Origin of the sequence: Sorangium sp. So ce362, assembly GCF_051519845.1 — a bacterium.
In the GTDB taxonomy this organism is placed as follows: domain Bacteria; phylum Myxococcota_A; class Polyangia; order Polyangiales; family Polyangiaceae; genus Sorangium.
In genome coordinates this window covers 8,060,883-8,073,531 of the sequence record NZ_CP150332.1, presented here as the reverse complement: position 1 = coordinate 8,073,531, position 12,649 = coordinate 8,060,883, and the positions used below count along the sequence as shown (strand labels likewise).

12 protein-coding genes are annotated in these 12,649 nt (G+C 70.6%); 5 read left to right on the top strand and 7 right to left on the bottom strand.

Going from position 1 to position 12,649, the window contains the following annotated elements:
• Nucleotides 1-136 precede the first annotated feature (136 nt).
• Nucleotides 137-1,879, top strand: a complete 1,743-nt coding sequence (locus tag WMF17_RS30895) for a hypothetical protein (protein WP_437644531.1) — start codon at nt 137-139, stop codon at nt 1,877-1,879.
• A 595-nt stretch (nt 1,880-2,474) separates the two neighbouring features.
• Here the strand turns inward: WMF17_RS30895 and WMF17_RS30890 are convergent.
• Nucleotides 2,475-2,879, bottom strand: coding sequence for a hypothetical protein (locus tag WMF17_RS30890; RefSeq protein ID WP_437644529.1), 405 nt, complete (start codon nt 2,877-2,879; stop codon nt 2,475-2,477).
• A gap of 132 nt (nt 2,880-3,011) precedes the next feature.
• On the opposite strand from WMF17_RS30890, the gene WMF17_RS30885 reads away from it, so the two are divergent.
• On the top strand, nt 3,012-4,340 hold the full coding sequence (locus WMF17_RS30885; RefSeq protein WP_437644356.1) for an ISL3 family transposase: 1,329 nt from the start codon (nt 3,012-3,014) through the stop codon (nt 4,338-4,340).
• Here the strand turns inward: WMF17_RS30885 and WMF17_RS30880 are convergent.
• The gene (locus tag WMF17_RS30880; protein ID WP_437644527.1) at nt 4,261-4,890 is read right to left on the bottom strand and encodes a hypothetical protein; all 630 of its coding nucleotides are present in this window, start codon (nt 4,888-4,890) and stop codon (nt 4,261-4,263) included. The genes WMF17_RS30885 and WMF17_RS30880 overlap by 80 nt on opposite strands.
• Nucleotides 4,891-5,276: 386 nt before the next feature.
• Here WMF17_RS30880 and WMF17_RS30875 point away from each other — a divergent pair, with 386 nt between their 5' ends.
• Nucleotides 5,277-5,657 carry a phage integrase N-terminal SAM-like domain-containing protein gene (locus tag WMF17_RS30875; protein ID WP_437644526.1) on the top strand — a complete coding sequence of 127 codons (381 nt, stop codon included), beginning with the start codon at nt 5,277-5,279 and terminating at the stop codon, nt 5,655-5,657.
• A gap of 366 nt (nt 5,658-6,023) precedes the next feature.
• Here the strand turns inward: WMF17_RS30875 and WMF17_RS30870 are convergent, their stop codons facing one another.
• Nucleotides 6,024-6,302 carry a helix-turn-helix domain-containing protein gene (locus WMF17_RS30870; protein ID WP_437586511.1) on the bottom strand — a complete coding sequence of 93 codons (279 nt, stop codon included), beginning with the start codon at nt 6,300-6,302 and terminating at the stop codon, nt 6,024-6,026.
• Nucleotides 6,303-6,466: 164 nt separating this feature from the next.
• Between WMF17_RS30870 and WMF17_RS30865 the strand changes: the two genes are divergently transcribed.
• Both WMF17_RS30865 and WMF17_RS30860 read left to right on the top strand, forming a co-directional pair.
• On the top strand, nt 6,467-7,117 hold the full coding sequence (locus WMF17_RS30865) for an RNA polymerase sigma factor (RefSeq protein WP_437644524.1): 651 nt from the start codon (nt 6,467-6,469) through the stop codon (nt 7,115-7,117).
• Nucleotides 7,114-7,740: a JAB domain-containing protein gene (locus tag WMF17_RS30860; protein WP_437644522.1), complete on the top strand. Its 627-nt coding sequence runs from the start codon at nt 7,114-7,116 to the stop codon at nt 7,738-7,740. Before WMF17_RS30865 ends, WMF17_RS30860 begins: the two co-directional genes overlap by 4 nt.
• A gap of 369 nt (nt 7,741-8,109) precedes the next feature.
• Here the strand turns inward: WMF17_RS30860 and WMF17_RS30855 are convergent, their stop codons facing one another.
• The 4 genes from WMF17_RS30855 to WMF17_RS30840 form a co-directional block, all read right to left on the bottom strand.
• Nucleotides 8,110-9,162, bottom strand: a complete 1,053-nt coding sequence (locus tag WMF17_RS30855) for a hypothetical protein (protein WP_437644520.1) — start codon at nt 9,160-9,162, stop codon at nt 8,110-8,112.
• Nucleotides 9,140-10,675, bottom strand: a complete 1,536-nt coding sequence (locus WMF17_RS30850; RefSeq protein WP_437644518.1) for a serine/threonine-protein kinase — start codon at nt 10,673-10,675, stop codon at nt 9,140-9,142. Before WMF17_RS30850 ends, WMF17_RS30855 begins: the two co-directional genes overlap by 23 nt.
• 120 nt (nt 10,676-10,795) lie before the next feature.
• A complete protein-coding gene (locus WMF17_RS30845) occupies nt 10,796-11,839 on the bottom strand; it encodes a TOMM precursor leader peptide-binding protein (RefSeq protein ID WP_437644516.1) in 1,044 nt (347 codons plus the stop codon).
• 22 nt (nt 11,840-11,861) lie between these two features.
• Nucleotides 11,862-12,644: a SagB/ThcOx family dehydrogenase gene (locus WMF17_RS30840; RefSeq protein WP_437596763.1), complete on the bottom strand. Its 783-nt coding sequence runs from the start codon at nt 12,642-12,644 to the stop codon at nt 11,862-11,864.
• Nucleotides 12,645-12,649: the final 5 nt, after the last annotated feature.

The following is a 12,649-nucleotide window of genomic DNA, read 5'->3' as shown; positions in this document are numbered from 1 at the left end:
CCCCCTCGGTGGACGTAGTTGATGCATCAGCGGTGCAGATCAACCTTGAAATCCAGCAAAAATTGGCTGCATCGCCTCTCGACGCCGCTCTCCTTACCTTGACGAGATCCCTTATGTGTGGGTCACGTTTTTCACGATGAGCGCACCAACTCCACTAACTGACCCCGCCCGCTTCTTCCGGGTGCCCGCCCAGACGCGGCACCGCCAGTACGAGGCGCTGCGCGCGTACTTTGTGGAGCATCGCTCGAGCGCCGAGGTCGCGCAGACCTTCGGCTACACTCCCGGCTCGTTCCGCGTGCTCTGCCATCAGTTCCGGCACGATCCCGAGCGTGCCTTCTTCACCGAACCGATGCGCGGCCCGCACGAGCAGCCGAAGAAGTCCCGCGCCCGGCGCCTGATAATCGCGATGCGCAAGCGCAACCTGTCGATCTACGACATCGCCGAGGAGCTCCGGAGCCAGCAGATCGAGCTCAGCCCCACGGCCATCACCGAGGTGTTGCGCGAGGAAGGCTTCTCCAGGCTGCCGCGTCGGAAGGATGACGAGCGCCCCGCCAGGACGCGTCCCGAGCGCGCCAGCCGCGCCGATGTCCGCAACTTTCAGCTCGTCCCTGCGACGTTCGAGACCCATGTCGGCGGTCTGTTCGTGCTCCTGCCTCTGCTCGTCAAGCTTGGCTTTGATCGGCTCGCCGGCGAAGCTGCCCTGCCTGGCTCGAAGGCGATCCCGGCGACCCACGCGCTGCTCGCGGCCCTCGCGCTGAAGCTAACGTCCATCGAGCGCAAGAGCCACGTGATGGACCTGGTCTTCGACCAAGGCCTGTCGCTCTTCGCGGGGCCCAACGTCATCCCGAAGACAACCTTCCTCGCGCAGTACTCCGATCGCCTGGGACGCTCGAGCTCCGTCCGACTGCTGCGCGGCTGGCTCGATCACCTGCGCACTCATCTTGCGCTCGCGGGCGCGTCGTTCAACCTCGACTTTCATGCCGTTCCCTTCTTCGGGCAGGACGAGTTCGTCGAGCGCCACTACCTTTCCAAGCGCAGCCGCCGCGACAAGGCCGTGCTTACCTTCATCGCCCAGGACGCCGACGCCGATGTGCTCTGCTACGCGAACGCCGACCTGCGCAAAGGAGAAGAGAGCGATGAGGTCCTGCGCTTCGTCGACTTCTGGAAGAAGACGTACGGCAAGGTGCCCCCGCACCTCGTGTTCGACTCGAAGCTCACCACCTACAAGAATCTGGGCCGCCTGGATGCCCAGGGGATCACCTTCGTCACGCTGCGCCGCCGCACGGATGTCCTCAAGCGCCATGTGCTGAACGCACCGGCCGCAGCCTGGCGTCGAGTGGAGCTCGATGTACCGAACCGCAAGTTTCGCAACCCCAAGGTCCTCGACGAAACGGTGCGGCTGGGCAAGGACTATCCAGCGCCGATCCGGCAGATCTGCGCGCGCGATCTCGGTCACGACGAGCCCACGATCCTGCTGACCAACGACACCCGCTCGACGCCGCGCACGATCCTCGAGCGCTACGCTCGGCGCATGCTGATCGAGAACAACCTCGAGGACCAGGTCCACTTCTTCCACGTCGATGCGCTGTCGTCCGCTGTGGCCATGAAGGTCGACTTCGACGTGACCTTGACCGTCATCGCCACCGGCCTCTACCGGCTGCTCGGTAAGCACCTGCACGGCTTCGAGCACGCCAAGGCGCGGCAGATCTTCCGCCGCTTTCTCGACACGACGGCGAGGGTCGAGGTCAGCCCGCAGCGCGTCCACGTGCGCCTCCCTCGTCGGGCTCACAACCCCATGCTGCTCGAGTCCGGCGTGCTCGCGACGCCGGTCGCTGTCCCCTGGTGGGGAGGAGCTTCGCTCGAAGTCGCGTTCCCCTGACCGGTGTCAGTGGCCTTTGTGTTAACCGATCTTCTGCTGTGAAAATCCAGGCTAGCGCTGCGGACCCGCCGCAACCCCTCCGTCATTCCGGCAGGAGCGCCTCGCCCAGCCGGTCGCGCTCCGCCAGGGCCGGGCTCTCCTCCGGGAAGACCAGGTTGACCTGCTCCGCGCCCCGCGCGAGGCACCGCACGAAGTCGGCGAGCCGCGCCAGGTTCTCATCGGCGCGCGCGCTGGCCGCTTCGGGAGCGCCTGCGAGGGGCTGCGGTGCGGGTCTTCGGCCTGGGCGCGGCGCGGGCGGGAGCGGCGGGGAGACCGTGCCTGCGCCGAGGGCGCGCGCCGCGAGCGCGCTCGGTGGAAGCGGCGCGCCGCTGCGCGAGGGCTCGCGACTCCGCGCGACGGCGGGCGGCCGGCGAGCCACGCGCGCCGCGCCGCGGCGGCCTCCTTGTTCGGCCGCCGCGCTCGGATCACGAGGTGCGCGGTCGCCTGTGGCGCGCGGGCCGAACGCCCTGGCAATCACTCGCGGCGCGAAGCGCCGTCGAGTGCATTGCCTCGTTAGACCGGAGAGCGAGCCATCGGCCTCGCCCAAAGCCATTCGCTATTCACTCGCATCAGGCGGTTCTACGCTCGTCGTGACCTCCGGATAGCGGCTCCGGAGTTCATCCACGTAGGCGTTCCACGCTCCCCACAACCCTTCGACGGCAGTTTCGAGCACCTTGAGCTGACGTTCGTACTTCGCATCGTAGTCCTCGACAAAGCCGCTAGCTGCCTTTGTCGAAATTACAAACTGGTGCGAAACAACATCGGGGACGCGTTGAATTCCGGAGACGTGCAGGTACTTATCCATGGCGCGAACCACAGTATCGTGCAGCCCGGCAAGCTTCTCTTCTCGGAAACGGTTCTCGGGCTTCTCGGCCAGGCGAATATAGGTCCCCAGCACCGTCAGCGTTTCGCGCCTCTCGTACTGTGGAGACGTGCATTGCGCCTCGTACCAGTCACGCAACCATTCGGAGTCGACGCTCTTCCAAAGTGACCTACTGGCATGAAAATCAGGCTCTCCGAGATGTTTGGTGGAAGCGCGGCTGCGTGACCTGGTCCCGGCCCCCGCGGCGTTGCGGGCGAGCTCGGCGCAGGAATGGCGCGGTGCGATTGGGGATGGAACGCGCACAGCCGACGGGCTACCTCGGGGGTTACGACACCAACCCTTGGAGCCCGATCGGCTGTGCGCGCGACCACTCTGCTCAACAATGTCCTCGGAATCAAGTTCACTCGCGTCACGGGCGCGCAATTCACGGCGGACGGGCTGGTCTGCGACGTCGAGCCGACCACGGAGATCCCTCGCTGCGGAGGGTGCGGTCGCCCGGTGAGGAAGGTGTACGACCAGCGGAAACCGCGTTGCTGGCGTCACCTCGACCTCGCGGGGATGTCGCTGGAGCTCCGGTACTCGCCGCGGCGGTTGCGTTGCCCGCGGTGCGGAGTGACTACCGAGATGGTGCCGTGGGCCGACCCGATGAGCTGGTTCACGCACGCTTTCGAGGAGACGGTCGGCTACCTGGCGCAGATGACCTCGAAGACCGTCGTCTCGACGATGATGCGCGTCGCGTGGGCGACGGTCGGTGCAATCATTAGTCGCGTGGTCGAGCGGCGGCTTCCCCGCGACATCCTCGACGGGCTCACGCACATCGGCATCGACGAGCTCTCCTACAGGAAACACCACAAGTACGTGACCATCGTGGTCGACCACGTCACCGGGCGCGTGGTCTGGGCGCGAGAGGGGAAGAACGCCGACACGCTCCGGGCCTTCTTCCAAGAGCTCGGCTCGGAGCGATGCGCGCTCATCCAGGCGGTCACGATCGACATGTCGAAAGCGTACATCTCGGCGGTCTCGGAGTCGGCGACGAACGCGCAGATCATCTTTGACCGCTTTCATGTCCAGCGGCTGGTTCATGACGCGCTCGACGAAGTACGCCGTGCAGAAGTGAGGACAATCGAAGACCCCGAAGACCGCAGCGCGCTGAAGCATACCCGATTCGCGTTGCAGAAGAACCCTTGGAATCTGACTGCAATCGAGCAAGCGAAGCTGACGGAACTGCCGAAGACGAACGCGACGCTCTACCGCGCCTACCTGCTCAAGGAGTCGTTCGCAGCCATTCTCGATCGGCGTCAGCCGAATGTCGTACTGGCGAAACTCGAAGAGTGGATGTCGTGGGCCACGCACTCGGGTCTCAAGCCCTTCGCCAAAGCGGCGCGAACGATTGGTCACCATCTCGACGGCATCGTCGCCTACGTCGCGAGCGGGCTGTCGAACGCACGCTCGGAAGGCACCAATGGCAAGGTGCGCACCATCACGCGACGGTCCTACGGCCTCCACGGAGCCTCCTCCCTCATCGCGCTGATTCATCTCTGCTGTTCAGGTCTCTCGCTGCAACCTGTTCACACGTGGCCACGCTTCCACCAAACCTAAAAGAGAGCCGAAAATCAACGTCGGACCGCTGAATGCCGACCTTCGGCTCCTTGATTGCGGCCTTGAGCGCCGCAACGAAGTCTGCCGTGAGTTCCGTTTGTACGGCTTCACGTTCGATAGCACCATGGGCCAAGTCATATTTGATAGGCCAGCGCCGATGATTAAGATCGAACGGAAGCGGCGTCCCCGCAGGAATGCCGTTAGTGTTCATGACACCAATCAGGCGCCCCTCTCCGAGTACGGCAAAGGCGTAGCCGAGTTCGAAGAGTACGTTTGGATTAGGAGCAGCCTTGGGCGCCAGCGTGACGAAGGTTGCGTCCCAAACGAAGATGTCCGCGCTCCGAATTTTCGCCAATATCGTCTCGGCGATCGCCGGACTCCCGCCGACGCCGCGCGTGTCGCGGTCAACAGTGATGATGATGGCGTGATCTTTCGCTACGATCTTGCAGGCCTTGGTGAGGCACTTCTCGATGAACGATCGGTTGGCGTCCGCAGGAGAGTCGGACTGCCACGACCAAAACACCGCGATCTCATCTTCATCGTTCGACATGTTCACCGTTCGCGCACGAGGGTCTCGACCTAGCCCGACACCAACCCGAAAGTCAAGCGGCAGGGTGGCGCGGCGGCGGCAGGGATGACAGCCCGGCCCGTGAGACCGGGGGCGGCGGGCCGGCGCTTTTGCTCCGCGAAATTCGATCTCGGCCTAACGTCGCAATCAGCCGTGATGCGCGATATATCTACGCATTTTCACATGTAGGCCGCGAACCGTGGCACCCTATCTCCATATTCCCGAGGATAAGTCGCGGCCCATCATGGCCTATCTCCGCAATCCCGCAGATAGGCCACGACCTTCCGCAGCCTATCTGCGGGATTGCGGAGATAGGCCGCCGCTGCGTACCTACGTATTCCCGTTGCTAGGTCTCGGACGGCGACGGCGTGTCGTCGCGCAAGATTCGCGCCGACGGCTGGGTAACCATCCGCTTCCACAGCGGCAAGCCCCCACGGCAGATGGGCGCGGAAGAGGTCACGGCCTTCCTTGACGAGCTTGCGGTCGCACGCCGCCCCGCGGCATCCACGCAGAACCAAGCGCTGTGCGCGCTCCTCTTCCTTTACAAGCGGGTTCTCGACCTGCAGATACCCCGGCTCGAAGCGCTCGAACGGGCACGCCGGCCGGAGCACCTCCCCTCGGTCCTCTCGCGGCTCGACATCAGGACGATCCAGACGCTGCTCGGCCACAAAGATGGGCGGACCACGATGATCGACACCCACATCGTCGACCGCGGCCCTCTCGGCGTCATCAGCGCCCTTGGCCGCTGACCGCCGCGTCAGCGGGGAGCGCCTTGAGCTCCGACCCCACCCCGTCGTCCCGGCCCCACTCATCGTGAAAGGTAGCGTACCTGACGGCTGCGCCGCCTTGTCAAGGAGACCAACGCGTGCTCGTGCGGGCTCCACACCGGACGACTCGAGCTCGGCCGCGGCGTCCACGCCGCGCGCTCGCGATGGGCATCCCCCTCGCCGATCCCGTCATTGTCATGCCCACCGGGGCAGCTCCGTCCCGAAGCAGGCGGGCGGCCCAGGATCTGGGCGTCGGCGTGCCATGGGCGATGCCGCGCGCCACGCACGTGACGTGGGCGGCGCCTCGTTCCGCAGCGGCCTCGAAGCGCTTGCCCAACGTCGGGATCACTACGCCCGGGGTCGTGCCTTGCGTGGCCGGCCCCGCTTGACCGGCGGTAGCTCCCGCTGGCGGAACAGCACCCCGGGCCGGACGCCGAGCACGTCGGCCAGCCTCACAAGGACGGCCACCCCGACATTCGTCTGGGCGTGCTCGACCTTCTGCAGGAAGCGGAGGGCTATCTCGGCCGCGTCCGCGAGCTCTTGCTGCGTCATGCCGCGCTTCTCGCGGATGCGGCGGACGTTGGCCCCAATGGAGCGAAGCACCTCGTCCAGCCGCGCATCAGGCATGGCGAAGGAGTCGGCTCTCGTCCGATCTGGAATAGTGGCCCATATGGCACATTTGGATTGCTGGGTCCCTCGGCACCACGTAGGCTCCCCACAAGCAAGTGCTGCCCGCGACGGCGCCAACCGTCCGGGCAGCGTGGCCGAACCCCGCACAACCGAGGTCCGACATGAGAACCGTACGTCCACGCCCCGAACAGGGCCAAGAGATCGATCCGCCCTCACGCCGCCGCCTGCGCTCCACGGCTCGTGGCCGGCTCGCCCGCCCGCCCGAGCTCCATCACCGGCCGCAACACCCCGCCGTCTATCTCGAAGCCGCCGCGCTCCTCGAACAGCGCCCGCTCATCCGCAGCACGCTGCGCGCCCGCGGCGTCCGCGCCGCGGATCTCGACGACGTCACGCAGGAGACCGTGCTCGGCGCCTTTTGCAGCATGCGCGCCGGCCGCTTCCGGCCGTCCCCCGATCAGCCGCCGTGCGATGCCTTGCGCGCCTGGCTGGCCGCGGTCGCCTCGCGGCAGGCTTCGCACCACCGCGACAAGGCGCACCGGCGGCATGAGGTGCCCGCGGTCGATCCTGACCGGCTCGCTCCCCTCGCAGCTCCCTCTCCGGAGGAGCGCATCGTCGCGCGCGGGCTGCTCCGTGCCTTCCACTGCCTCCGCGCGGAGCTCCGCGAGGTCCTGGCGCTCACCGCCGCCGGCCTGACGATGCACGAGATCGCGGCGGCGCTCGCGATCCCGAGGCCGACGGTCGCCACGCGGCTCCGCCTCGCGCGGCGCCTGTTCGCCCGGTCCCTCACCCGCCGGCGGAGGTGGCCCCGATGAGCAGCGCGCCCGTCGATGCACCCGGCGAGACGGCGGCCGAGATCCCGACCGCGACCGAGGCTGGCCTGATCGAGATGGTGCTCGGCATCCCGGCCGTCGGGCCGCGCATCCTCGGCACGGCCGCCCTCCCGTCCCTCGGTCGCCTCTCTCCGGCGGCGCTCGCCGAGCGAACCCAGATCGCGCTCCTCGACGCGACCCGGCTCGCCGCGGCCTTCGAGCTCGGCCGCCGCGCCCACGCCGCGCGCGCTCGCCGAGGCGCGCTCCTCACCGACGCCGCACGCGTGGCGCGTTACTTCGGCCCGAGGCTCGCGCCCCTCGTCCACGAGGAGCTCTGGATCGCGGCGCTCGACAGCCACGGCCGCGTGCGCGAGACGCGCATGCTCGCCCGCGGTGTCGACGACGCCCTCTACGCAGGCCGCGCAACTATCCTGCGGGCTGCGCTGGACATGGCAGCCATCCGCTTCGTCCTGGCCCATAACCACCCGAGCGGCGATCCGACGCCGACCGGGGAGGACCAAGCGATGACCCACGAGCTGCGCCACCTGTCCCATGAGCTGAACGTCCCGCTCCAGGCCCACGTCATCGTCACGCCCGGCGGGCGCTACGCCGCCGTCATGGAGTAGCCATCGCGGGCCGCAGCGCGCCAGCCTCACCTGAGCTCCTGCTGAGGGGGCCGGGTGGCGTCGTTGGCACCTGGGCCGTGGGGTCGTTCGAACGCCGAGCAGGACTCCTCGTCAACGTGGACATGGACGTCGCGCGATGGCCGCGCCGATGCCTGTGCTCGCCCCCCGTGATGACGATGACGTGTCTTTCATGCGCGGGAGGAGCGCAGAGCTCGCGCCCGGGCTCGGTCCGCCGTCCCCGCCGGGCCCTGCTCCTCGATGGCGCCCCAAGCTACGATGACAGGAGGGCCGTCGGCGCAGATCCTGCGCGAGGACAACCGGCGCATCGCCCTCGGCGCCGGCATCCATTCCTGCCTGCGCTGCCGCCCGTCAGAAGCGGCCCTGGATCCCGAGCCCGCCTCCGGTGGTCCCGATGGCGGGCGTGACCACGATCCGCGCCGCCGCGGGCTCGGCGTCGCCGAGCGACGTCACGAACAGCGCGACGCCGGCCGCGAGCCCGACCCCGCCGACCACGAAGCCGATGTTGGACAGCGTCGCCGCGCTCTTGGCGTCGTCGACCAGCGCCACGCCCTGATCGTCGCAGAGCGTCGCGGTCCGGCAGTGGTCGTCCTGGGCCCGGCCCCACCGCGCGCTGGCGATGAGCCCGAAGATCGAGCCGGTCACGACGCCCGCGACGCCGACGCCGCCGGCCACGAAGGCGAGGGTGCGGCGGGTGCTCGCGCCGTCGTCGCCGTCGCCGCCCGCGACCGGCCGGAGCGGCGCCCCGGGCGCCGGCGCGGACGGCCCTCCGGGCTGCGACGGGGCCGCCGCGGTCGCCCCGGCCGCCGCGGGGTCGTCCTCGAGCGGCGGGACCGCCACCGTGACGACCTTGCCGGGGCCGGCGGTCTGCGCCTCCACCGAGAACGGCTTCTTGCCGGGCGCGGTCGCCTCGATGCGGTGCGTGCCCGGGTCGACCGGGAGCGGCGCGCTCCACGCGCCGGCGTCGAGGACCGCGCCGTTGCGCCGCACGACGAGCCCGTCGGCCGGCGCGCTCACCGCGATGGCGAGGCGCTCGAGCCGCTTCTCCAGATCGGCCGCGCGGCGCGCCGCCTTCGCCTCGCGGTCGGCCTGGCCAGCCCGGCTCGCCATGTCCGCGGCCTCGCGGAACGCGGCCCAGGCGCTCGCGGTCCGGCCGAGCCGCTCGAGGCAGTCCGCCAGGTTCCACTGGGTGCCGTAGCCCGGGTCGAGCCGCTGGCTCGCCGCGAACTTGGGGCACGCTTCGACGAGCTTGCCCTGCGCGACGAGATCGCGCCCCTGGCGGAAGAGCGCCTCGGCCGCGGCGGCCTGATCCGCCGAGGGCTCCGCGCGGGCGACGCCCGCGGAGAGCGACAGGAGCGCGGCGACACACCACGCGACGCGGCTATTTCCTCGATGTCTCGTCATCATCATTCCTCGGAGGCCTGGGAGTCGACGGCGGCCTGGCCGCGGGCGGCCTCGGCGCGGGCGGGCGCGCGACGGCGCCCGCGCTCGCCGACGCCGCGACGCGCGCGGTCGCCGAGGGGGGCGCCTCGGGCGTCGATGAAGCCGCGGCCGGCGCGTCCCCCGGCGCCGGCGCGTCCCCCGGCGCCGGCGTGTCGGCGCGAGGCGCCGGCCTCGTCTCGGCGCCCGCGGACGGCGGCGGCGGCTCGACCTCGGCGCGCGGGGGCTCAGGGGCGGCCGAGGGGGCGGCCGGGGGCGACCCGCCGCGCACCGCGAGGTAGACGCCGGCCCCGCCCGCGATCGCGGCGGCCAGCACGCCGCCGGCGACAAGGGCGATGGGCGCGCGCGACGCCGGGCGCTCGCTGCGGCTCGACAGCCCCACGCTCGTGGCGGGCGCCGTGCCCGACAGCGCGTGCGGCCCGAACGGCACGCCCGACAGGCGCTGCGGGGTCGAGGCGGCGTCGAACGGCGCGCCCGACAGGCGCGGCGGCCCCGAGGAGGCCCCGAACGGCGCGGCGGCCCCGAACGGCGCGGCGGCCCCGAACGGCGCGGCGGACCCGAACGGCGCCCGCGACGCGCGCACGGCGGCGTCGAGCGGCACGAGCATCGCCTCGACGATCGCCTCGCCGTGCGGCAAGAACGCGCGCAGCGCCGCCGCCAGCTCGCCGGCGCTCGCCGTGCGGCCGGCCGGATCGATGATCAGCGTCCGGTGCACAACGTGGGCGACCTCCGGCGGCACCCACGGCGCGATCTCCTGGATCCAGCGCACCGGGGTCGTGCAGATGGCGAGGACGAGCTCGCCGAGGCCGGTCAGGTGCTGGTTGGGGCGCTGCCCCGCCAGGGCGTGGTACAGGCTGATCCCGAGCGACCAGATGTCCGAGCGCGCGTCGATGGCGCCGCTGCCGCGCGCCTGCTCGGGCGACATGTAGAGGGGCGAGCCGAGCAGCGCGCCGCTCTTCGTCATCCCGCCGTTGCCGAGGCTCTGGTCGGTCATCTTGGCGACGCCGAAGTCGAGCAGCTTGACGACGCGCTGGCCGCCCTGCTTCCGCGCGAGGAACAGGTTCGCCGGCTTGATGTCGCGGTGGACGACGCCGGCCTCGTGCGCGCGCTCGAGCCCGAGGCACGCCTGCAGGCCGATGCGCAGCGCGAGATCGACCGGCAGCGGGCCGAGCCGCTCGATGAGCGCCTGCACGTCCTCGCCGTCGAGGAACTCCATCGCGATGTACGGCGAGCCCGTCTCGCGGTCGCGCCCGGTGTCGAACACCTGCGCGATGTGCTCCGACTCGACCGCGCCGACCGCGCGCGCCTCGCGCTGGAAGCGGCGGAGGAGCTCGTCGTCGGCGGCCTGGCCGAGGATGACCTTCACCGCGACGCGGCGGCCGGTGCCGGTGTGCCGCGCCTCGTAGACGGCGCCCATGCCGCCCTGGCCGAGCAGCCGGAGCATCGCGTAGCGGTCGTCGAGGACTCGACCGATCATGACGGGAGGCCCGGAACGCCGGCGACGGCCGCCTTGGCGAGCGCGTCGGCGAGGCGTGAGGCGGCGGCTTGGGGGCGAGCCCTCTTCACGGCTGCAGGCTAGAGCACCTCCGCCCCCGCGTCATCCCTCGCCGCAGCACCTGCACCACGGCAGCCTCACGAGCGTGTGGTGCGACGTCTCGAAGGTCGAGAGGTCCTGGATCAGGAGCCGGCCCCCGAGCCTCGAGGGCGTGTACGCCGAGAGCACCTTGAGGGCCTCCATGGCCACGAGGTGGCCGAGCAGCTGCCCCATCGCGCCGGCGTGGGGCGCGGGCTCGGCCCGGAGGGCGGCCGCGGGCAGGGGGCTCAGCGCCTCGGCCATCGCGCAGACCCGGCACGCCGTCTCGCCCGGGAACACGAGGGGGCCGAGGACGGCCGTCGCCCCCGCGAGGTGCGCGAAGAGGGAGGCGATCCGCGCGCGGTGGCCGAACCGCGCGACGCGCGAAAGGAGCTCCGCGTCGTCGCCGCGCACCGCCGCGACGAGGAGGTGGGGGCGCTCGTCCGGCGCGAGGAGGTCGTCCGAAAGGAGCGCGGCGGCGGGGCTCTCGTCCACCCGGCACAGCGGCGCGCGCTCGCGGATCAGCGCCGCCACGGCGCCGCGGCGGGGCGCGCCGAGCGCCGCCTGGCCCCGCGCCTGGACGCCCGCGACGTCGCGCGGGTCGACCGCGCCGCCGCGCCCGTCGATCAGGCGCAGCGCCGAGATCCCCGCCGCCGCGAGCGCGAGGGCGGCCGCGGCGCCCCAGGGCTCTGGGCCCACGACGAGCACGCGCGCGCGCGCGATCCGCTCGGCCGCCTGCTCCGGGGCCGACGACCACCTGCGCAGGAACTCGCCTTGCCCGCGGAGGCGCTCGCGATCGACGGACGGCGGCGCGTCGGGCGCCGGCTCGACCAGCCCGCGCGCCTCGAGCAGGTCGAGGAACGCGGTCACGCTCTGCGGCGAGTAGTCGGCGAGCGCCTCGACGAGCGCCTCGCGGCCGCGCGACCCGTCGAGCAGCGGCACCATCCGCTCGAGGAACGCGCCCACGTCCGCGCCGGTGAGCTGGAAGGCGCCGAGATCGGAGCGGAGGATGACGCCCACGTCGGTGGGCGTGATGCTGGCCGAGCGGCTGAGTCGAATGCTGGGCATGGTGCTCTCCGACGATCCCTGTTCAGGCCTGCTGGGCCCCGGTCCGGCCCTCTGCCGGCGCGGGCTGACCGATGCAGACGAGGTACATGGCGTCCTCCTCGGGCGGGAGCGCCAGGAAGCGCTTGAGCTCCTCGTCGTAGAAGCCGCCGATCGCCACCGGGCCGAGGCCCAGGGCCGTCGCGACGAGATAGAGGTTCTGGCCGAGGTGCCCCGCGTCGAGCCACAGGAAGCGATAGCCGCGCTGGCCGTACTTCCACATCGTGCGGAACGGGATCGCCGTGATGACGACCACGACGTTGGCGTTCAGGACCATGTCCTGGTCCACGGCCAGCTCCGCGAGCGCCGCGTGGGCGACGCCTTCCCGGCGGAGCTCGAGCTCGTGCGCGCGCGCGTCGTAGTGGTGCAGGCCGTCCGGGACCCCCTCGACGGCCTGCGTCGCCACGTAGATCTCGAGCGGGTACCGGGCGCCGGCCGAGGGCGCCGGGCGATCATGGTTCCACTCACCCTCGATTTTTCGCATGCCACTGACGCCGTAGCTCGCGTGGAGGAGCCGCCCGAGCGTCGCCGCCGGCATCGGCCCGAGGGCGAAATCGCGGACCGATCGCCGCCGCTCCAGCACCGCGCCGAGCGGGGCGTCGATCGAGAAATCGCGCCCGGGCAGCGGCGTGCGCGTGGAGCCGGCGTACGTGCGGAAGCGGAGCGGCTGGAGATCCTCGTCGAACGGCGGCTCGAGCGCCCGCGACCTCACGTGGGAGGACTGGAGGTGATAGAGCCGCGCGACGTCCGCCTCTTTGCTCCTTGCCATGGTGT